Below are 20,566 nucleotides of genomic sequence, written 5' to 3'. Positions count from 1 at the left end.
ACCAAATACCCAATAAAGACGGCGGAAAAATTGAGTTTAAAACCGCGTCACTATCTTGCGTTTGCGTAAGCGTTTAATGGTTAGCTTTTTTTACTATCAGATTGGCAAAAATCTACAGCTCAATTAACAACATAAATATCACCAACCATGGCACCGTGATGACAGTAAGCGTGAAAAAAAGGTGTTTTTTGACATGGTGTTTGATGATGGCGCCGATATAGCTTCCTGCTTTGACCTGGTAGGGGGCAATATCAGCATCATCGCGCTCATAGAATGCGACCATGTCATTGAGTAATTGCTCGACCTGTTCGGTCTGCCATTGGTAGGTTTCAAACTTTGCTAACAGCTCGCTAATTACTGGGGTTGTATGGGATATGCCGGGTGTCACACATAGCATATCGCATTGCTTAAAGCGTTTAGCAGGGGTCGTACCTTGATGGATAAGATGAATTTTATGGTGGCGTTTATCATGGGTGATAGCGAGGTACAAATTCGCTATATACATTTCACTACCTTCCATAAAATGCAGAAAGCGACCATCTTTGAATAGAATAAAACCCATGATGCCGGTTTTTTGATTATTATCTCTGGCACTTTGATAAATTTGGGTAAATGTGCTGGGCTTTAAAGCGGCTGACCAAGTAAGCGAACTGGTATAAGTCAGGTAATAAGTAGGGGGAGACATCATCGTAGAACTCCTCAGCCATACTCTTTATATGTTACTTTGAGTGTAGCATAATAATTTTTTAATGTTATGATTAATTTAGCATTTTTTATTAAAACTAAAGTATAACCCTTAATTCATACAAAAATAAATTAAAGTTTATAAATCTTTTTAGGGTAAAAATTTAATTATTTTTATGATGCTGTGGTTGCATATCTGTGATTAGCTCGTTCACCTCCGATGACTGCCAATCGGTGGGGTTAAACGCTTGAAATAGTCTGCTAATGGATAAATTATTCACATCCTTATCAATGTCAATACAGTACATATCCCATTTTTTGAACCGCGGCTGCTCCCGATAACCCTCGGTAATTATTTTTAAATTTTTATGGCGATAATCTTTAAGTAAATTTTGGTACAGGTGAGTGACTAATGCCTTATCCCCTTCCAAATATTGAAAAAAATGCCCATGTTTGAATAGCAAAAATCCCGTGATGTGTTGGGTATGATTGTTTTGCATAGAAATCCGCTCGATAGTTTTGAAAGTAAACGGATTAATCGCGCCCAGTAGGGTAATTTTACTGGTGTAGGTTAAATAATAAATAGCATTACACATAACGATATCCAACATAAGGTTACCGCTGTTACCAATTTACTACAGCGGGCATTTGATTAACCCTTATAAGCGATTATACTTAACAAAAAGCCATTCTGTTACATAAATATTTAATCATTTCAAATTTAACGTTCTGACTTAAAAACTTACTTATTTAAAAAAGCGAAACCCTTAAAAAAGAGAAACCTATGCTAAATTCATCTAGCCACGCTACAAAAAACCCGTCATCCGCCACCGTCCGCTCAAATAAATTCAAACTTGGGGCTGTTGCGGTTATAGCCATTGTGGGGTTAAGTTTGACAGGCTGTCATGCCATGGCGACAAAAAACGCACCCATCGCAGCAAAAGCTGATAGCACTAGCACTGTGTCAAATGGTATTAAAACCATCAAAAATATTGCCTATGGCACAGATACCCGCCAACAACTCGATATTTATACCCCTGCAGACGGTCAGCGACACCCTGTGTTGATATTTGTATACGGGGGCAGTTGGCAATATGGCAAACGTCAAACCTATGGCTTTGTCGGTAAGCAGTTTGCCAAGTCGGGCTACACCACAGTGGTGGTGGATTATCGCTTAGCTCCTGCAAACGTATTCCCAGATTATGTGCTCGATACAGCCAGCGCCATGGGTTGGGTGTATCGCAATATCGCTCAATATGGCGGCAATCCTAATCAGCTGTTTGTCATGGGGCATTCAGCAGGGGCATTTAATGTGGTATCTGCGGTGGATGATAACCGTTTTTGGACAACCACCGGCATTCCCAACAAGGCAATATTAGGCGTGATTGGGCTAGCAGGGCCGTATGATTACGATTTTCGTAGCGGTACTACCAAAGTTGCCTTTCCAGCTGATAGCACGCGCCAACAAGTAATGCCTGTGTATCATATCCGCCAAGATGTACCCCCACATTTGTTAGTCACAGGCAGTAAAGACAGGCTCGTCTACCCACAAAATGCTGATAGCTTACAAAAAGCGCTGACCCAAGCAGGCGGCAACGTAGAACGGGTGCAAGTCCCTGCCACTCATGCAGGCGTCGTCATTGGTCTGGCAGCACCGTTACAGTCTTTTTATCCCACCTTTAATAAGGTCAATGATTTTATGCAGCGGCATTTGCCAACAGCGCAGTGAGAAAGATTTCCAACAAAAACTTTTAAGCGGCGGCAATTTTCACAGACTCATGCAGTCAAAGGCATACCACTGCTGAGCCAGTAGCATCAAATGCGATAAGAGAGTCACAACCGAGTTGAGGTAACCGACTCGGTTTGCATTTTTATGCAATTATTTATGCCATTTGCTCTCCAATTTTTACTGCATAGACAGCTGCTGCAACATAATGACGCTATTGCAGGTAGCTGCTATCCGCTTATAATAAACGGCATTGACTCGCTTATCATAAAAAAGTTCTCAATATCCTCATAACAACATAACGAACAGGACTTCCTGATGCTACCAATCAAAGACCCAACCTTACTCAAAACCCAATCACTTATTAGCAACCAATGGACAGACGCCACGACAGGGGACACCATTGATGTCACCAATCCATTTGACAACCAAGTGATTGCCACCATACCCAGCCTAGAAAAATCCCAAGTCATCGACGCCGTCGCCATCGCCCACAAAGCGCAAATAGACTGGGCAAAAAAGACCGCCAACGAGCGCGCAGCTATTTTAAACAACTGGGCGGATTTAATCGACCAAAATAAAGAAGATTTGGCGACCATCATGACCGCTGAGCAAGGCAAACCAATCACCGAATCGCGCGGTGAAATCGGCTATGCCAATAGCTTTATCCGCTGGTTTGCCGAAGAAGGCAAACGCATCTATGGCGACATCATCCCTACCACCAACAAAGACCTACGCTACGTGGTGTTAAAACAGCCCATCGGTGTCTGTGCGGCGATTACCCCCTGGAATTTTCCCGCCGCCATGATTACCCGCAAAGTTGCCCCTGCCTTAGCCGCTGGTTGTAGCATAATTGTCAAACCTGCCACCGAAACCCCATTGACCGCATTAGCACTGGGCGAACTTGCCATACGTGCAGGCTTGCCTGCAGGCTTGCTACAAATCGTCACCGGCAAGTCATCCGTCATTGGCGAAGTGCTCACCCAAGATGAACGTATCCATAAACTATCCTTTACCGGCTCTACCGAAGTCGGTCGCACTTTGATGTCACAATGCGCGTCCACGGTCAAAAAACTCTCAATGGAGCTTGGTGGCAATGCGCCCTTTATCGTATTTGATGATGCCGACTTAGAAAAAGCAGCAACCGGTCTTATCGCTTCCAAATACCGTAATGCCGGACAAACCTGTGTGTGTGCAAACCGCGTCTATGTGCAAGCAAGCATCAAGGATAAATTTTTAGCCATCTTTAAACAAAAAGTAGAAGCCTTAAAAGTGGGTAACGGCATGACAGAGGGCACAAATATCGGTCCGCTCATCAACCAAGGTGCACTGGACAAAGTCGAGCAGTTACTTGAAGATGCAGTCAGCAAAGGCGCGACCGTGGTCACCGGTGGAAAGAAACACAGCGCGTCAGATTTAAGCTTTGAACCGACCGTTATCACGGGAATTACCGATGACATGGACATTGCTACTCAAGAGATTTTTGGTCCGATTGCGCCCGTGTTTGTGTTTGATAGCGATGAGGAAGTGATTGCCCATGCCAACAACACGATTTATGGATTAGCGGCGTATTTTTATACCCAAAGTCTAGCTCGCTCGTGGAAAGTGTGTGAAGGACTCGAATACGGTATGGTCGCCCAAAACACCGGGCTGTTATCCACGGAGGTCGCACCATTTGGGGGTGTCAAACAATCCGGTTTTGGGCGTGAAGGCTCAAAGTATGGGATTGAAGACTATGTCACGACCAAATATTGGTGTATTGATGTGCAATAATAGTTCAATCGTCCAAATTCATGGCATACATTGCCATGATTGGGCGTAAGATTGAACGCGCTGATTTTGCCTGTTAGCTTTTGCAATTAGCGCTTTAGGACTTTTACTCAGCGATATCAAATACTTGACGTAGGTATGCCAAAAAGGTATCGTTATCGGTCATAGTTTTGCCCGGGCTGTCGGATATTTTGGCGACCGATTGCCCATTACATTCAACCAGTTTAAGGACGATGTTGAGCGGTGTTTGTCCCATATCATTGGTCAAGTGAGTCCCGATCCCAAACCCAAGTTGAAAACGGTCGTTAAAATGCAAGTACAGCGCCCACGCCTTCTGCAACGTCAACCCATCGCTAAAATTTAACATTTTGGTTTTTGGGTTGATTTTGAGTTGTTGGTAGTGCGCATAGGCTTTTTCGCCCCATTCATACGGGTCGCCACTGTCATGACGCAGCCCATCAAATAGCTTGGCAAAATACAAGTCAAAATCGCGTAAAAACGCGTCCATCCCGACCACGTCTGTCAATGCAATACCTAAGTCACCTCGATATTCTTGAACCCAAGCTTCGAGTGCCGCTTTTTGGAAATTACGCAAACGCACATCAAGTGCCTGAAAGGCTTGTAAAAATTCATGCGCCATTGTGCCAATCGGGGTGATACCGAACTGTTTGGCAAAATACACATTGCTCGTACCGCGAAATATTTCCGGCACTGCCATCAACCGCTCAATCACTTGCTCTTGCCAAGCAACACTATAACGTCGACGCGTACCAAAATCTGATACCAAAAACGGGACGTCATAAGCCGCCATTTGGCGACGATAGTCTTGTAGCAGTAGCAGTTTATCGTTTAGCCGTTGTTCACCGACTTGCCAAGCCGATTGCTGGTCAAGGTGACTAAAATACAGTTCATTGACAATCGCCAACACAAAGATTTCAAACATCATTGCCTGAATCATCGGACCTTCAATACGAATGTCTAACCGACCTTCAGCATCAATGGTCGCTTTGATAAAACGGCGTTTGAGTTGAAATAATTCAAGATAATCAACAAAGTCACTTTTGATAAAGCGCAGACCACGAAGATATTGCAGCTCATCGGCTGTAAACCTTAGTTCACAAAGCGCATCGAGCTCGCTATTGACTTCATCGAGTAGTGTTGATAGGGGATAGGCGGTGTCTTCAAGGTTGCGACAGCGAAACGCATATACGCTATGCGTCTGTGGAAACTTATGTAGCACCACTTGTAGCATGGTAAATTTGTATAAATCCGTGTCCAATAAAGACTTAATAATCGCCATCATCCATCCTAAATTCTGTAACTATCGATATGAGTGACTACTTTAGCATTAATTCGCTTGGATTGTAGAAAATCTGACTCGGTGCTTGGCATTATGGTTGGCTGGGCGTTTCGACTTTAATTTTATTGACGGCATGGTATTCACGGTTAAAATACACCAAGCCTGTCTGGTCTTTGCCTTGTTGTATGGCTTCGATACGACAAATAAAAATCCCGTGTGTGCCGACTTCTTGGATTTGCTCGATTTGGCAATCAAAGCTCGCCAAGGCATTGTCCAAAATCGGTGATTGGGTCATCAAGGTATGCCATGTGCCATGCTCAAAGCGCGCTTGCGCTTCGAGTTTTGATGCAAAAACCGCGGATAATGGTACATGATGATCGGCAAGCACATTCACCGCCAATACCTTGTTTTGCACGAAATATTCATACGAGCGTGAGGCGGTATTCATACATACAAGCAAGGTCGGTGGGGTATCGGTTACACTGCACACCGCCGATGCAGTAAAGCCATGACGACCCGCAGGGCCATCGGTAGTGACCACATTGACCGCAGCCGATAACATCGACATGGCATTTCTAAAATCAGTAACGTCAACCATTGTTTTTTCCAAAGTACTTTTTAAATTATTAGGTCGTCCAATTGATGCGTGGCTAAATAGTCATTTCGGACGAGCTTGGCGCCTTGTGCTAAAGCAGACAGCTTGCCTTGTGCCACATGACGGGGGAGCGGCGCCATCCCGCAATTGGTACAAGGGTACAAATTTTCAGCATCCACAAACTGCAAGGCTTTATGCAGCGTCTCTGCCACTTGTTCAGGCGTTTCTATCTGATGCGTCGCCACATCAATCGCGCCCACCATCACTTTTTTGCCACGAATCAATTCGATAAGTTCCATCGGTACGCGCGAATTGTGACATTCCAGCGACACCATATCAATCGCCGATTGCTGTAGTTTGGGGAAGATGGCTTCATATTGTCGCCATTCACTGCCCAAGGTTTGTTTCCAATCGGTATTGGCTTTGATACCATAACCATAACAGATATGGACGGCAGTGTCACATTTCAACCCTTCTATAGCACGTTCGAGCGCCGCAATACCCCAATCATTGACCTCATCAAAAAATACATTAAAGGCAGGCTCATCAAATTGAATAATATCAACCCCTGCCGCCTCGAGTTCTTTAGCTTCTTGGTTGAGTACGGTGGCAAATTCCCAAGCCAGCTTTTCGCGGCTGCCGTAGTATTGGTCACTTAAGGTATCAATCATGGTCATGGGTCCAGGTAGCGCCCATTTGATAGGTTTGTCTGTGTGCTCACGTAAAAACTTGGCGTCCTCAGCAAATACCGATTGCGGGCGCGACACCGCACCTACCACAGTCGGCACACTGGCTTCATAGCGATTGCGAATTTTTACCGTAGCGCGATTGGCAAAATCAACCCCATCTAGATGCTCAATAAAGGTGGTGACAAAATGTTGGCGGGTTTGCTCGCCATCACTCACAATATCAATGCCTGCCGCTAATTGCTGCTGCAATGATACCAATAACGCGTCTTGTTTGCCTTGGACAAGCGCGCTGTCTGTCAGCTTCCAAGGTGACCAAAGTTGTTCAGGTTCAGCAAGCCAGCTTGGTTTAGGCAGGCTACCTGCCGTTGATGTTGGAAAAAGTGTCGTCATTGTTTTCTCTTTGATTGTTTGGTGTTAGCAAAACTGCTTAAGCGACTTATTAAGCGACTTGGGAATTTAACCAGTTTTGTAATAAGGTTTGGTAGGGTTTGATAAAGTGGGTTTCTGTGTATTGACCTTGTTGAATCGCTAGCTGACTACGTTCTTCACGGTCATACTCGATTTTGGTCAGTGAATAATCCTCATGATTTAAACTGGGCCGATAGCTTTGACCTGCCACGGTATTGGCGTTATAAATCTCCGGACGATAGATTTTTTGGAACGTTTCCATCGTGCTAATCGCGCTAATAAGCTCAAGGTTGGTGTAGTCGTTGAGCAAATCACCTTTAAAATAAAACGCAAAAGGTGCCACTGATTTTGGCGGCATAAAATAACGCACCGATAAACCCATTTTGCTAAAGTACTCATCTGTCAGCGAATACGCGTCTTGTACATATTCAGTGCCCAAAATCGGATGACAATTGGCGGTTCGGGTGTAGGTCTTAGTGGTCGATACACTCAGACAAATCACCGGTGGTTTGTTAAATTGCTCACGGTAGGCAGGCGAGTTCAGCACATAATCAAACAACTTACCATGCAAATCCCCAAACCGCTCGGGCACGCTAAACAATGGCTGGTTTTTGTTATGGGCCAACAGCCATACACTAAAGTCATAATCGCGCACATAGGAAGAAAAACTGTTCCCCACGATGCCATCGATTCGCTGCTGGGTCTGGGTGTCAAAGATAACGGTTTTTAAAATCTCAATAGCCGGAAAGCTGTCTTTCGTACCCGCTATCTCAAGATTGGCAGAGACAATCTCAAGCTCGACCTGATAGCGGTCGCCAGTCACATTGTCCCAATGTGCCAAGTCATTAAATCGACGGTTAATCATTTGCAGGGTATTGCGTAAGTTTTGCTCGCGGTGTTCACCCCGTGCTAGATTGGCAAAGTTGGTAGTCAGCCTAGTATCTTTGGCAGGTTGGTAATTTTCATCAAATGCAATGGTTTTGATATGACAATCAATCGGTAAAGTCATGTCTATAATCTCCGTAACAGTCGTGCAAAAAAAATTCTTTTAGCACCCTACGACCACTAGAAATCGTCACTGCTAAAAGTACAAAGACAGTTATACGCTAAAATGGAGATGAATAAAAACGAATTAAAATTTAAAAATGATGAATTCTATTCATTTTAAATTTTTCCTTGAATAAAAAAACGGCTAGAGAGTATCTAACAGTTTTTTTATTGGCAGCACTGAGATTTGGTATTAGCGACATAAAAATACCCTAACATAAATTCAGCGAAGCTAGCGATACTGGCTATTTTTTGAGGTTGACGAAGATTAATTTTGTTAGAAGTTTTGCATATTCAATAAAAGTTGATAGTTAAAAAATAATTTGTGCAACAAAGTAATAAATTTTGTACCTATAAAATAAGTAATTCGCTATCAGAAAGGTTAACTTACCAATTACCAACATTACGCTACAAGTCTGTAGCATTAAAGGCTTCATAGCCCGCTCTATAATCACGGGAAAATAAGGAGGGTGATATGACAATAAGCAATCATCAAAATATACCCTCGTCAGCAATCAATACGGTAAAACCACCCTATATCACCATGGCGATTTTTGCCATCATAGGCTTTGTATTATTGTTTGGCGGGATTTATCTCATTAGTTTGGGCGGCTCGTGGTACTACTTAGTAGCGGGTCTTTGGATATTAGCCACGGCGGTGTTACTTAAAAAACGCGCTGCACTGGCGCTTTGGCTGTTTGCTGCTTTATTGGTTGTGACAGCGGTATGGTCGTTATGGGAAGTGGGCAGCGATTTTTGGGCACTCGCACCTAGACTTGATATTTTAACCTTTATGGGGATTTGGCTATGGTTGCCACATATCACCCGCTATGTTAAATCTCATCAGCCAATTAACCAGACGACTCCATCATCAACGCCTAAAGCAACGTTATTTGATCATACTTGGCTAACCCCGGTTCGACATGGCTTAGGCTTAGTCATTCTATCAATTTTTGCATTGATGGGTTATGCCGCTTTTCACGACCCCCAAGAGATCAATGGCACCATCACCCGCGCGCAGCCTACGCCAAAACCATTGGCAGGCATTGCTCCTGGCGATTGGACCGATTATGGACGGACACCTGAAGGTACACGCTATTCACCTTTGACCCAAATCAATGATAGCAATGTCAAAAATCTTAAAGAAGCGTGGACGTTTCGTACTGGCGACTTTAAAACTGCCAATGATTCTGGGGAAACCACTAACCAAGTCACCCCGCTTAAAGTCAACAATACCTTATATTTTTGTACCGCGCATCAGTTTTTGATTGCGCTTGACCCTGCCACTGGTAAACAAAAATGGCGGTTTGATCCGAAACTCAAATCAGACAAAACCTTCCAACATTTGACCTGCCGTGGGGTATCGTATCACGATGACGCCAATGTCAGTAAAAATGCTGCCAGTTTGCAAGCGCGCCAAACCCAATCGGCGCTTTGCCCGCGTAAAATTATTTTGCCGGTCAATGATGGTCGCCTAGTCGCTGTCAATGCCGATACGGGTCAACGTTGTAGCGATTTTGGTACCAATGGTGAAGTCAATCTGCAACAAGATATGCCATACCCATATCCCGGTGGCTACAACCCAACGTCACCGCCTGTAGTGACAGGTACGACGATTGTTATCGGTGGGTCTGTGACTGACAACCTCTCTACCAAAGAGCCTTCGGGCGTTATCCGTGGCTATGATGTTAATACCGGTAAATTGATGTGGGTGTTTGACACAGGCGCAGAAGACCCCAATGCCATTCCAGCACCTGGGCAAAAATTTGTACACAACTCGCCAAATGCATGGGCACCGCTTGCGTATGATAGCCAAGCCGACGTCGTATATGTGCCTGTTGGTGTTGGTACGCCAGATATTTGGGGCGGTAATCGTGACCGACTACAAGAGCGTTTTGCCAACTCGGTTGTTGCGCTCAATGGCACCACAGGTAAAGTGCTGTGGAGCTTCCAGACCACGCATCACGACTTGTGGGATATGGATGTACCCTCGCAGCCAACCATTGCAGAATTGACCGACCAAACGGGCAAAACCACGCCTGTGGTCTACGTCACCACCAAAACGGGTAATGTGTTTGTTCTTGACCGCCGTACGGGTAAACCTGTGGTACCGGTGACAGAACGTGCCGTACCGCAAACGGTCAAACGCGGTAACCAAACCAAAGGTGAAAAATACGCTGCCACTCAGCCATTTTCTGAGTTAAACCTTGCGCCACCAAATCCGCTACAGGATAAAGATATGTGGGGCGCGACCATGTTTGACCAGCTATATTGCCGTGCGTATTTTAAATCACTCAATTATGAGGGTATCTATACGCCACCGTCAGAAAACGGTACCTTGGTTTTCCCAGGTAATTTAGGGGTATTTGAATGGGGCGGTATTTCAGTCAATCCTGATCGCCAAGTCGCGGTGATGAATCCTTTAGCGTTACCTTTCGTCAGTACTTTGATTCCACAAGATCCTAACCGTCCACAAAAAGAAAAAGGCGCAGGCACTGAACAAGGCGTCCAGCCTATGTATGGTGCGCCTTATGGTGTTGAAATCAAACCTTTCTTATCACCTGTGGGATTACCTTGTAAACAACCTGGCTGGGGCTATGTAGCAGGGGTGGACTTGACCACCCATCAAATCGTGTGGAAAAAACGTATCGGTACTATCCGTGATAGCTTGCCAAAACTGATGCAGTTACCGCCATTAAAAATCGGTGTACCCGGACTGGGTGGTTCGATTTCGACAGCGGGAAATGTGATGTTTGTCGCGGCGACCCAAGATAATTATATCCGTGCCTTTAATGTCAGCAACGGCGATAAACTCTGGGAAGCACGTTTGCCTGCTGGTGGACAAGCCACGCCAATGACCTATGAGATTAATGGCAAACAGTATGTGGTCATCATGGCAGGCGGGCATGGCTCGTTTGGCACCAAGATGGGTGACTACATGGTTGCCTATGCGTTACCCGATTAGTCATAAATGTTTTAAAAAAACCACGTTAACACCTTAACGTGGTTTTTTTATGACCCTAGATTAAGTGGGCAGTGTATTTAGTCATAATTTATATCGGCAATTAAAAAACACTTAACGATAGCAATTACTTAACTGGTTTTTTAAATGCCTCAATCGCCATCGTTCGTGAGACTTTTGTTGGGGTGTCAAGCTTTGGATAGGCGATGTGGGGATGTTGTGTTAGGTAAGTTTGGAGTTTCTGCTCATCGTTGATGATGTTAGCTGGCACTGTTGCAAGCTCGGGCACCCAGTATTGGATATAGCTGGCGTCAGGGTCATGCGTTGCCGCCTGACTAAATGGATTCATCACCCGAAAATAGGGCTGAGCATCGGTACCGACGGAAGCTGACCATTGCCATCCACCATTATTACTGGCAAAATCACCATCTACCAAATGCTGCATAAAATACGCCTCACCCCAACGCCAATCGATCAGTAGGTTTTTGCTCAGATACATCGCCACCACCATACGCAGCCGATTGTGCATAAAACCTGTAGCATTGAGACAGCGCATCGCTGCATCCACCAGCGGCACGCCGGTCTTACCTTGATACCAGCTTTCAAAGTCGGCTAGGTCATAGCGCCAAGCCACAGATTCATCGAGTGGGGTCAAAAGCGCCTTGCCTTTAACGATATCTGGACGGTTAACCATAACGTCATAATAAAAATCGCGCCAAGCCAGCTCGCTAATCCAGCGCATGATGTCTTTCTCGCTTCCCAGTCCTTGCTGACTGTTCAGCTTTTGTCTGGCTTTGAGATAGCATAATCTTGGTGATAGCATACCGATTGCTAAATAGGGCGATAAACGACTGGTCGCACCCAAGTGATTATTCAAAGCGGGCACGTCTCTGGCGGTATTGTAATCAGCGATATGTTTTTTTAAAAAATCATCCAGTCGTGATTGGGCAGCCGCTTCACCGGCAGGGTATAACAATTGTGCTAACTTACCCACGTGATTGAGCTGTTTATCGAGCGCAGGGGTGGGGGTAAGATAAGCGCGATAAAATGCATCAATCGTTATATAGTCATTGGTATTGGTATTGGTATTGCGGCTGTCTTTGGCAACTTGTGTGGTATTTATAGCCATGGCGGCAGGGGTGGGCGATAGGGTTAAGTCGGCGGTTTCAATCATCGCAAGCCAACGCTTGTAAAAAGGGGTAAAGACTTTGTACGGCATACCTTTGTCGGTGACGATACGCTGAGGGGCAATCACCTGACTATCATCAAACCATTGGGTAACTATGCCCAACGACTGCGCCTGCCGGGCGATATATTGATCGCGGGCAACTTCATTAACCGGGTACTCCAGATTGGCAAATACATGGCTAATAGAAAGCTGCTGGCAAAGCTCAAGCACATCCGTCGCCTGCAAGGCAAAATCATCCACCACTCTGATGATAATACCAATATTCAACTGAGATAAACTCTGCTCAAGTGCGCGGATTTGCCGCAGTATCAAGTCAATTTGCCACAGCGATTTGCGGTGGGATTGCCATTGCTTGGGTGTCAAATAAACCACGCCTATGACACCAGCATGGTTTTGCTGTGCATGCTCACAGCAAGCCGCAAAAGCGGTATTGTCAAAGGTGCGCAAATCTTGGCGAAACCACATCAAGTTCGTTTTGCTGCTCATTATCTTTACCCCAATACAACAGTTTATCGTTAGGGTATTATGTCAACAAAAGGCTTGGCTTCCCAAGACATTTTTTCAGGTTTATTGTGCCATCATAACGGTAAAACACCACTCATGCCGTTGCAAAAATGTGCAATGACCTGCACCAAAAGTCGGGTAAACGTTGTGTTGGCTTTGCAATATACGCGCCTTAAATAGCAAACTAACTATTTGATTTATGGCACAATTATATTAAGATGGCAATATCATCTGCCATCATTCAAGCGTGTATCAAGCGATTTCCCTGTTATGCTATCTACCCTATCATCCGATAACAAATCGTCAAAACTATATATTAGGGTAGTGGTAGTTGGCATCGTTACGGCGCTGCATGGGCTGCTGCTATATCTATTTTTTCAGTACCAAACTGCTTTAAAAATCAAACCGCAAACGACACAGCCGCTCGAAATTAGCTTTATCCAGCTGAAGCCTCACCCCTCGCAGACCTACCATTCACAACCGCCTGTGGTCATCCATCATGCAGACCCTGCCAAACAACCTCATCTTAGCGATAACACACAAGCAGCTGATATTAAGGGAAAACCATTATCAAAACCAAACCCTGTACCCGCTAAAATGGTAAATGACCCAGCAAAAAATAGTAGCCACAAGCCAATCGAACTCAGACCAACGATAGATAATTCGACTAACCAACAAAAAGCCAGTCAACCTACAACTCCGTTATCTACACCAAGTCAAAGTCAAAGCCAAACTCAATCCCAAAAAAAATCACAAGATATTCCTAGCCAGCCATTACTGAACGCGCGTCAATATAACGCTCACTATGAACAACAGCAAGCGGCGCAAATAGAACGCAACATAAGTTCAAATAATAGCCAATCTCTTGCTCAACCCAACTCAGCTACTATCAAATCAGCTGCTAACAACCAAAGCCATACCAATGCTGAGTATGCTTTAAAACCTATAACTCACGATGAGCGTGCTAAATCATCTAAAGATTCAATGCGTCCTCAAATACAAAAAACGCCAAATCAGCCCGTTAGCCCAGTTATTTCAACTATCCCCGCTGTCCCCACTATTAATTCGTCACCAAAACCAGCAACACCCATCACCTTTGGCAATGCGGATGCAAGTTGGCAGAAAAGACCTAACACGCAGTTACCACCCAATTTATCCCGTATTGTGACGCTAAAGCAGCTATCTAGCCTACAAGTAAAACTCAATGTCAATGCCCAAGGTGGCGTGGAAAAATGCAGGATTACGCAAACATCGGGTGATTCAGAGGTGGATAAATTTATTTGCCAACAAGTGCAAAAAGCCAAACTTTACCCAAAAAAAACCAATGGCGTCACGGTACCAAGCATTGGTAATCTCACCATAGCACTGACCAATCTTGCAAATTAAACCATACGATATGTTGTTGAAGCGGAACCTATGTAATAATCATGAAAGGCTTACTGTGTCAATGTTGATTAACTAGACACATAAAAAAAGCCAACCTGATGAACAGATTGGCTTTCATGTTATTGAAAGTTAGCTTATTTCTTTTGGTAAGATAAACGTAGACCGTATACCCAGCCATCATTGTCTTGGAAATCGCCAACAATGCTACCATCGGGTAGTTTTGCTTTGGCATCACCAAACATCAAGTATTTAACGCCGCCTGAGATAGCCCATTCAGGCGTCAAATTGTATTTTGCTCCCAAGCCCACATTCCAGTTACCCTCGACAGGTCCTAGAGAAGTGGTTGGATTACCTGCACCTGAGTCATAACCCACAGCGCCTGAAATAGCTAATTGTGGTGATAATTTTTTACCTAAACCGACTTCAGCAGTCCAAGCGTCATCGTCATAAGAAACTAAATTTAGACCGCTTGCGCTACCATAGATTTTTGGTTTAATCGCAAAATCGCTCCAAGGTACCCACCGTGCTTTTGCGGTTAATAAGGTTGTTGGATTGATACCTGTTTGGAAATCTAAGTTAACAGATTTTGGCGTGGTGATAGTAATTTCATTGGTGCCGACACCCGCTGCACCAAGTGCAGGCAGGTTTTCCGTCATATTGACGTCGTGGTCGATTTCAGAGCGATAAGTTAACGCGGCTTTGAGGGCAATTTCAGGTTTTAAATAAGCAATACCAGCCATCCAGCCATAAGCCGTATCACGCGTAATATTTGCATCATAGCCAGAGGCGGTTTTATAAGCGTTACCACGTAAATGGACATCGCCTTCTAAACGCTGAATCGTAGGGCCACCATAGATTTGAATATTTTTCTTTTCACCCAGTTTTACCCCCAACAGTCCTGTGAAATTTTGGCTGCTGATAGAAACGTTGGTTGCACCTGTGACTTTAGATAAATTTTGTGAAGCCGCTTGTGCGGTAGATAAAGTCTTAACTGCTTGGTTACCAGCCGCAACTTGGGTAGTACCTGCAGCAATCCCTTGTTGAAGTGCAGTAATTTGTGGCGTTAAAACAGGCGCTAATGCAGGGTTAGCAGCCAAAGCGGCTTGAGCTCTCGCTAATTGAGTATTCGCTGCATCTAATCGCGCTTGCCCTGCAGTAACTTGATTTTGGATGGTTGAGATAGCGGTTTGCAGTTCTGTAGCATTGGTAACAGGCAGTGCAATACCTGCATTTTGCAATCCTGCTGCTGCCTGAGCATAGATACCACCAATAACCGCAGTTGGCGTGCCAACAAAGTTGTTATCGCCAGAAAACTCAACATCTGCGCCCCAAGGCTGATCAAAAAATGCCCCTACGCTGATGGTGTCATTGACATCGGCTTTTGCGCCAAAATTTAAAAACTGGTAATCATCGGCCATATCAGGGACATTGCGACCTTCTTGATAATTATCTTTAGTAGCAAAAGCATTTTGATTATCTTTACCCTCGATTTTTGGATCGATGGTAATGTGCTCAACATAGGCAAAAGTACCTTGCTCGGTAAAAGCCCAGCTTGGTTGGGTAGAGCGGTCTAGACCGGCTGCGTTTGCGATAGAAACAGTAGAAAGCGTAGCAACGGCTAGCGCGAGAGAAGAAATTTTAAATGACATGTGAAGCTCCCTGTTTGATTTTAATCATCACGTCTAACAGCTAATTTAACAAAAACTTATCAATAAATTAGAATCAACGTAATACCTTCCTTTGGTCAGTGAAAGAATAATCAAAATTTTAACAATTGACAACCGTATAATCACATTTTTGTAAGAATTTATTGACCTGAGCAGTCACGAAAAAAAGAGGGTTTTAACTCATTGAGTTAACACCCTCTTTTTACTGACTATATCTAGCTAAACAACTATCGACCGCGGTAAGTAATACGTCCTTTCGATAAGTCGTAAGGTGTCATTTCAACTTTAACTTTATCGCCTGTTAAGATACGGATATAGTTTTTACGCATTTTTCCAGAAATATGCGCAATAATTTCATGCCCATTTTCTAAACGCACTTTAAATAATGTGTTAGGTAAAGTATCGACCACTTCGCCTTCAAATTCAATTACATCGTCTTTTTTTGCCATAATACCTATATCTATGAGTCAAATGTATAAATGCAGATTATACGCTGATGCGCGTGTTATCGCAACTTTTAAGCCCTAAATCAATCAATTGAAAAAAAACAGCTAGAAGATTTGCGCGCATCGCGTCCTTATTCAGGCAAATTTAGCCAAATAGGGGATAGCCTTGTTGCAGGTAACAGTGATTGAAATTGGGGTGGATATAGCGCATTGATAAAGTACAGCCCATCGGCAGAAGCAGTCGCTGCCGCAAGTGACCGATTTTTGCTAAGTAGCAATGCTTCAATCCATGCGACTGGCTGTTCACCGCGCCCAATTTCAAATAACGTACCCATAATATTTCGCACCATGTGATGCAAAAAACCATCGGCTTGGATATCTAGTACCAACAGCTCACCATGCTGAATTAATTTGGCAAAATGGACATGGCGGACAGGCTGATTAGATTGGCAGGAAGCGGCACGAAAACTGGTAAAATCATGAGTGCCTTCCAGATAGGTCGCTGCCTGCTGCATCAGTTTGACATTCAGTGGGGCATATTCATGAGTAATTTGCTGATTGAGTATCGCAGGTCGAAAGGGGTGGTTGAGGGTAATATAGCGGTAGCGTCGAGCAATGGCAGAAAAGCGCGCATGAAACTCAGCAGGCATCATTTGTATCCAGCGCACCGCAATATCATCAGGTAGTAGAGAATTTGCGGCACGCAGCCAATTATAAGGCTGACGTGTGGCAGTGGTTTGAAAATGGGCTATCATATTTGACGCATGGACGCCGGCATCAGTACGACCCGCAGCGATGACTTCTATGGGTTGATTGGCTATCTTTGATAACGCTGCTTCAACATGCTGCTGAATACTATCAACTTCTTGTTGGCGTTGCCAGCCGCGATAGCGAGTACCAATAAATTCGATGCTGATCGCATAAGTATTTACAGTCATAAAAAAGCCAATTTTGCCAAAACCTACAATAAAAAAGCCTAGTATAACAACTAATCAGTTATTAGGCGACGGTGTGGGTATCTTTTAGACAATGCGCCCAACGCTGACGGCGGCGAGCAGGGGTATCATAACTGCCAATCAACCATAGCAGACGTGCAAATATCGCAGGTAAAGTCAATCGTCCCGTCATCAAAACTTCACACTGAGCCAGCTGAGCCAGCCATGCCCCCGCTTCATACGCTTGGCTGACGCCGCCATACGCGCATTGGGTCGTCACTGCCACCAGACAGCCTTGTTTTTTCGCCTGTAATAATTGGTTTTTAATGGATTCGGCATACGGCACATTGCCTGCACCAAATGCCAAAATAATGATGGCATCAGGTTTTTCAGACAATAAATTATCCAAGCGAGCAGCGAGCAAATGCGTATCCACGGGCGTCAAATAGAGTGTGGCAATATTAGCATGGGACAAGCTGTCAAAGACTTGCGGCAATTGACTCAACCGATCTTCTAGCCAAAGTTGATGCTGAGCCTGGGTGATTTTTGAGGTATAGCTATTGGCGGGATAACCAGCACGGTGGTGCCCCACAAACGCCATTAAATCATGGCTATGAATTTTTTGCACCGTTTGCGCAGGCCAATCTTCACCAGAAAAACAAACCCGCACCCCAGGCTCACCATGACGGGCTAATTTGCAGGCATCAAATAAATTCTGCGTGGCATCGCTCTGCGCGTCGATAAGGTAATCAGTTAACACATTGCTATCAAGTAAAGGTCTCATTGCCCCTGTCACCACAATACTGATATGACTACCCGCAAAACACTCTGCCAAAAAAGCCGCGAGGTAGCTGAGCGTATCCGTGCCTGTTAGCACCACAAATTGGCGAATCCCTTGCGCAATGGCTTGTAATATCAATTGATAAAAATGCGCAAAATCGGCAGGCGTTAACTGGCTACTGTCTTTAATGACATCATTATCCAATATCCGCCAGTCCACAGGGTCGTGTGCATGGTTTGGGTAGGTGGCAAAATGGGTCTGTAGTATCTGTGATAACACAGGTAAAAAAATATCAGCATTTAAGCTAGCAAGCGGTTTGCCATAACTGCCAAAAGTGCCGCCCGCGTAGATGATGCCAATACCTGATTTGGTGATAGATTTACTCAATTGAAATTTTACTCATAAGGGTTGGCAACGGATAACTTATCAAGGACAGCGATTTCAATCGCTTCCATTTCATCTTGCTCAGCTTGCCCAAGTTCATGGTCAAAACCCAGCAAATGCAGCATCCCATGCACCAGCAAATGGGTCAGATGCTGCTCAATGGTCTTGCCTTGCTCAGCCGCTTGACTGACCACCACTGCATGGCAAATCACTAATTCACCTAGCGGCAGTGCGGGCAGTAATTCTAGTACAGCTTCAGGCAATTCACTGGCATAGGATAAAATATTGGTGGCGTAGTCTTTGCCACGCGCATCCAAATTGATAGCGCGGGCTTCCACAGGCTCCGTGACATAAATTTCTAATTCAACGGTTTTTTGAAAGATAAATTCACCCAGTTGACTAGGTATTTCGGTAGTGTCTTGATGGGTTTGAAAATACTGCAGCACTTGTTGCAAAATAGCGACAATCTTGTCTTGTTGGTACAAGGCTTCAAGTTCGCCAAAATTTGGCAGTTCAATTAAGTCTTCGGCAAAACTAATTATCACTTGACTCATCGGCACTTGACTAAGCGGCGCTTGCGACAAAGCGCCTGCTAAATCACCTGTTAAATCAATTTGGGTTGGCAAAGCTGATGACATAAGCTACTCCGCGATACCTATATCAATGGGTGCGTTATCAATCGTAGCTTTATCAACCGGTGCATGGTTATTCGTTACCCCGATAGCCAAGCTTGCTGCTTGGGACTGTGCTTGGCTTTGTTCAAGTAGGCGCGATTGCTTTTTGGCTTCTTTAATCGCTTCTTGCGCTTCATCGTATTTATCGTAGGCTTGCACGATTTTTTGAACCAATTGATGGCGTACCACATCTTTGCTATCAAACCGCGTCACATGAATTTCTTCAATATCCGCCAAGATTTCTAACGAATGCCGCAAGCCTGACTTGGTGCCGCGAGGTAAATCCACCTGTGACATATCGCCCGTGATGACCGCACGTGAGCCAAAACCCAAACGGGTCAAGAACATTTTCATCTGCTCAGGGGTGGTATTTTGTGCTTCATCCAAAATCACAAACGAGTTATTTAAGGTACGACCGCGCATGTAGGCAAGGGGGGCTACTTCAATAACTTGTTTTTCAATCAGTTTGGCCACTTTTTCAAACCCTAGCATTTCATATAAAGCATCATAAAGTGGGCGTAAATAAGGGTCGATTTTTTGGGTCAAATCCCCCGGTAAAAAGCCCAGTTTTTCCCCTGCTTCTACCGCAGGGCGCACGAGCAAAATACGCTCAATCTCATTGCGCTCTAGCATATCCACCGCACAAGCCACCGCCAAGTAAGTCTTACCCGTCCCTGCAGGCCCTACGCCAAACGAAACATCAGACAGTAAGATTTTTTTGACATATTGCTGTTGGTTGTAACCGCGGGGGATGATTTTTCCTTTACGGGTTCTCAAACTAATCGGGGTGAATTCAGTGCTATCGGCGCGCTCGCTGCCATTTTCGCTAGCGGCACCATTTTCTAGCGCTAAATCTTGCTCACGGCTAAAACTCGTTTGCACGAGCAGGTGCAAATCTTCTGGCGAGATGACGTCGTTGCTTTGTGCTTCATCGGCAAGCTGTACCAAGATACGCTCAGCACGCGCGACTGAATCAAGCTCACCTGAAATCACAAAATCGGTTTTGCGTTGGTGAATGTGGACTGACAGACGATGTTCAAGATACTTAATGTGGTTATTGTATTCGCCCAATAAGGTTTTGAGTTGATGGGCTTTTAGAGATGATAAATCGACCGTTCTGCTGATGGTATCGCTCAAGAGTGCTTCCTTTTATGGGTTTTTATAGTTGTGATAAATCATAAGGTTGAGAGATTATGGGGGTGTGACAGTAACCAATATAATATTTTGGCACGTTGATACTATTATGGTAAATATATGCAAAAATTCAAGTGACGTTCACGGGTTTTTGTCATTTCAAGTGATTTTGAGGTCGACACGGAGCCAATGCTCAGCCACAACGGGCAAAAAATTAAATTTTGAGAAAATGAAAAAAAAATGTGACAAAATGCTTGACGACATAGGGTTAAATACGCATAATAT

At 44.5% G+C, this 20,566-nt stretch carries 17 protein-coding genes; 4 read left to right on the top strand and 13 right to left on the bottom strand.

Annotated features, from left to right (window positions below; genetic code table 11):
* Nucleotides 1–112 precede the first annotated feature (112 nt).
* Both RT143_RS04855 and RT143_RS04850 read right to left on the bottom strand, forming a co-directional pair.
* The gene (locus RT143_RS04855) at nucleotides 113–688 is read right to left on the bottom strand and encodes a BLUF domain-containing protein (protein ID WP_284034451.1); all 576 of its coding nucleotides are present in this window, start codon (nucleotides 686–688) and stop codon (nucleotides 113–115) included.
* 160 nt (nucleotides 689–848) lie between these two features.
* The gene (locus RT143_RS04850; protein ID WP_313091554.1) at nucleotides 849–1,280 is read right to left on the bottom strand and encodes a BLUF domain-containing protein; all 432 of its coding nucleotides are present in this window, start codon (nucleotides 1,278–1,280) and stop codon (nucleotides 849–851) included.
* 188 nt (nucleotides 1,281–1,468) lie between these two features.
* Between RT143_RS04850 and RT143_RS04845 the strand changes: the two genes are divergently transcribed.
* Nucleotides 1,469–2,413 (top strand): alpha/beta hydrolase, encoded by a 945-nt coding sequence (locus RT143_RS04845; protein WP_313091552.1) that lies wholly within the window; start codon nucleotides 1,469–1,471, stop codon nucleotides 2,411–2,413.
* Nucleotides 2,414–2,728: 315 nt separating this feature from the next.
* The gene (locus RT143_RS04840) at nucleotides 2,729–4,183 is read left to right on the top strand and encodes an NAD-dependent succinate-semialdehyde dehydrogenase (protein ID WP_313091551.1); all 1,455 of its coding nucleotides are present in this window, start codon (nucleotides 2,729–2,731) and stop codon (nucleotides 4,181–4,183) included.
* A gap of 103 nt (nucleotides 4,184–4,286) precedes the next feature.
* Here the strand turns inward: RT143_RS04840 and pncB are convergent, their stop codons facing one another.
* The 4 genes from pncB to RT143_RS04820 form a co-directional block, all read right to left on the bottom strand.
* Nucleotides 4,287–5,483 carry a nicotinate phosphoribosyltransferase gene (gene pncB / locus RT143_RS04835; protein WP_313091549.1) on the bottom strand — a complete coding sequence of 399 codons (1,197 nt, stop codon included), beginning with the start codon at nucleotides 5,481–5,483 and terminating at the stop codon, nucleotides 4,287–4,289.
* An 88-nt stretch (nucleotides 5,484–5,571) separates the two neighbouring features.
* A complete protein-coding gene (locus RT143_RS04830; protein WP_313091548.1) occupies nucleotides 5,572–6,078 on the bottom strand; it encodes a flavin reductase in 507 nt (168 codons plus the stop codon).
* Nucleotides 6,079–6,098: 20 nt separating this feature from the next.
* The gene (locus RT143_RS04825; RefSeq protein WP_313091547.1) at nucleotides 6,099–7,154 is read right to left on the bottom strand and encodes a methionine synthase; all 1,056 of its coding nucleotides are present in this window, start codon (nucleotides 7,152–7,154) and stop codon (nucleotides 6,099–6,101) included.
* A 49-nt stretch (nucleotides 7,155–7,203) separates the two neighbouring features.
* Nucleotides 7,204–8,181 (bottom strand): DUF1852 domain-containing protein, encoded by a 978-nt coding sequence (locus RT143_RS04820; protein ID WP_313091546.1) that lies wholly within the window; start codon nucleotides 8,179–8,181, stop codon nucleotides 7,204–7,206.
* 513 nt (nucleotides 8,182–8,694) lie between these two features.
* Here RT143_RS04820 and RT143_RS04815 point away from each other — a divergent pair.
* On the top strand, nucleotides 8,695–11,184 hold the full coding sequence (locus RT143_RS04815; RefSeq protein WP_409519687.1) for a glucose/quinate/shikimate family membrane-bound PQQ-dependent dehydrogenase: 2,490 nt from the start codon (nucleotides 8,695–8,697) through the stop codon (nucleotides 11,182–11,184).
* 124 nt (nucleotides 11,185–11,308) lie between these two features.
* Here the strand turns inward: RT143_RS04815 and RT143_RS04810 are convergent, their stop codons facing one another.
* On the bottom strand, nucleotides 11,309–12,856 hold the full coding sequence (locus RT143_RS04810; protein ID WP_313091545.1) for a cryptochrome/photolyase family protein: 1,548 nt from the start codon (nucleotides 12,854–12,856) through the stop codon (nucleotides 11,309–11,311).
* Between the two features lie 288 nt (nucleotides 12,857–13,144).
* On the opposite strand from RT143_RS04810, the gene RT143_RS04805 reads away from it, so the two are divergent.
* Nucleotides 13,145–14,260, top strand: coding sequence for an energy transducer TonB (locus RT143_RS04805; RefSeq protein ID WP_313091544.1), 1,116 nt, complete (start codon nucleotides 13,145–13,147; stop codon nucleotides 14,258–14,260).
* Nucleotides 14,261–14,394: 134 nt separating this feature from the next.
* On the opposite strand, the gene RT143_RS04800 is transcribed toward RT143_RS04805, so the two are convergent.
* The 6 genes from RT143_RS04800 to RT143_RS04775 all read right to left on the bottom strand — a co-directional run bounded on the left by RT143_RS04800 (nucleotide 14,395) and on the right by RT143_RS04775 (nucleotide 20,284).
* Nucleotides 14,395–15,909 carry an outer membrane protein transport protein gene (locus RT143_RS04800; protein ID WP_313091543.1) on the bottom strand — a complete coding sequence of 505 codons (1,515 nt, stop codon included), beginning with the start codon at nucleotides 15,907–15,909 and terminating at the stop codon, nucleotides 14,395–14,397.
* A gap of 245 nt (nucleotides 15,910–16,154) precedes the next feature.
* Nucleotides 16,155–16,376: a translation initiation factor IF-1 gene (gene infA / locus RT143_RS04795; protein WP_007116282.1), complete on the bottom strand. Its 222-nt coding sequence runs from the start codon at nucleotides 16,374–16,376 to the stop codon at nucleotides 16,155–16,157.
* Nucleotides 16,377–16,504: 128 nt separating this feature from the next.
* On the bottom strand, nucleotides 16,505–17,311 hold the full coding sequence (truA, locus tag RT143_RS04790) for a tRNA pseudouridine(38-40) synthase TruA (protein WP_313091541.1): 807 nt from the start codon (nucleotides 17,309–17,311) through the stop codon (nucleotides 16,505–16,507).
* 61 nt (nucleotides 17,312–17,372) lie between these two features.
* Nucleotides 17,373–18,476 carry an asparaginase gene (locus RT143_RS04785; RefSeq protein WP_313091539.1) on the bottom strand — a complete coding sequence of 368 codons (1,104 nt, stop codon included), beginning with the start codon at nucleotides 18,474–18,476 and terminating at the stop codon, nucleotides 17,373–17,375.
* Between the two features lie 8 nt (nucleotides 18,477–18,484).
* A complete protein-coding gene (gene ybeY / locus RT143_RS04780) occupies nucleotides 18,485–19,111 on the bottom strand; it encodes an rRNA maturation RNase YbeY (RefSeq protein WP_313091537.1) in 627 nt (208 codons plus the stop codon).
* A gap of 3 nt (nucleotides 19,112–19,114) precedes the next feature.
* A complete protein-coding gene (locus RT143_RS04775; RefSeq protein WP_313091535.1) occupies nucleotides 19,115–20,284 on the bottom strand; it encodes a PhoH family protein in 1,170 nt (389 codons plus the stop codon).
* Between the last annotated feature and the right edge of the window lie 282 nt (nucleotides 20,285–20,566).

The organism is Moraxella sp. CTOTU48268, from assembly GCF_032069585.1.
GTDB classification, from domain to species: Bacteria; Pseudomonadota; Gammaproteobacteria; order Pseudomonadales; family Moraxellaceae; genus Faucicola; species Faucicola cinerea.
Note: the sequence above shows the minus strand (reverse complement) of the source record. Positions and strands in the feature narration are given on the sequence as shown.

Bases quoted from the DNA above. Each gene is read 5' to 3' on its own strand.
- RT143_RS04855 (WP_284034451.1), bottom strand. From the start codon at position 688: ATGATGTCTCCCCCTACTTATTACCTGACTTATACCAGTTCGCTTACT.
- RT143_RS04850 (WP_313091554.1), bottom strand. From the start codon at position 1,280: ATGTGTAATGCTATTTATTATTTAACCTACACCAGTAAAATTACCCTA.
- RT143_RS04845 (WP_313091552.1), top strand. From the start codon at position 1,469: ATGCTAAATTCATCTAGCCACGCTACAAAAAACCCGTCATCCGCCACC.
- RT143_RS04840 (WP_313091551.1), top strand. From the start codon at position 2,729: ATGCTACCAATCAAAGACCCAACCTTACTCAAAACCCAATCACTTATT.
- pncB (WP_313091549.1), bottom strand. From the start codon at position 5,483: ATGATGGCGATTATTAAGTCTTTATTGGACACGGATTTATACAAATTT.
- RT143_RS04830 (WP_313091548.1), bottom strand. From the start codon at position 6,078: ATGGTTGACGTTACTGATTTTAGAAATGCCATGTCGATGTTATCGGCT.
- RT143_RS04825 (WP_313091547.1), bottom strand. From the start codon at position 7,154: ATGACGACACTTTTTCCAACATCAACGGCAGGTAGCCTGCCTAAACCA.
- RT143_RS04820 (WP_313091546.1), bottom strand. From the start codon at position 8,181: ATGACTTTACCGATTGATTGTCATATCAAAACCATTGCATTTGATGAA.
- RT143_RS04815 (WP_409519687.1), top strand. From the start codon at position 8,695: ATGACAATAAGCAATCATCAAAATATACCCTCGTCAGCAATCAATACG.
- RT143_RS04810 (WP_313091545.1), bottom strand. From the start codon at position 12,856: ATGAGCAGCAAAACGAACTTGATGTGGTTTCGCCAAGATTTGCGCACC.
- RT143_RS04805 (WP_313091544.1), top strand. From the start codon at position 13,145: ATGCTATCTACCCTATCATCCGATAACAAATCGTCAAAACTATATATT.
- RT143_RS04800 (WP_313091543.1), bottom strand. From the start codon at position 15,909: ATGTCATTTAAAATTTCTTCTCTCGCGCTAGCCGTTGCTACGCTTTCT.
- infA (WP_007116282.1), bottom strand. From the start codon at position 16,376: ATGGCAAAAAAAGACGATGTAATTGAATTTGAAGGCGAAGTGGTCGAT.
- truA (WP_313091541.1), bottom strand. From the start codon at position 17,311: ATGACTGTAAATACTTATGCGATCAGCATCGAATTTATTGGTACTCGC.
- ybeY (WP_313091537.1), bottom strand. From the start codon at position 19,111: ATGTCATCAGCTTTGCCAACCCAAATTGATTTAACAGGTGATTTAGCA.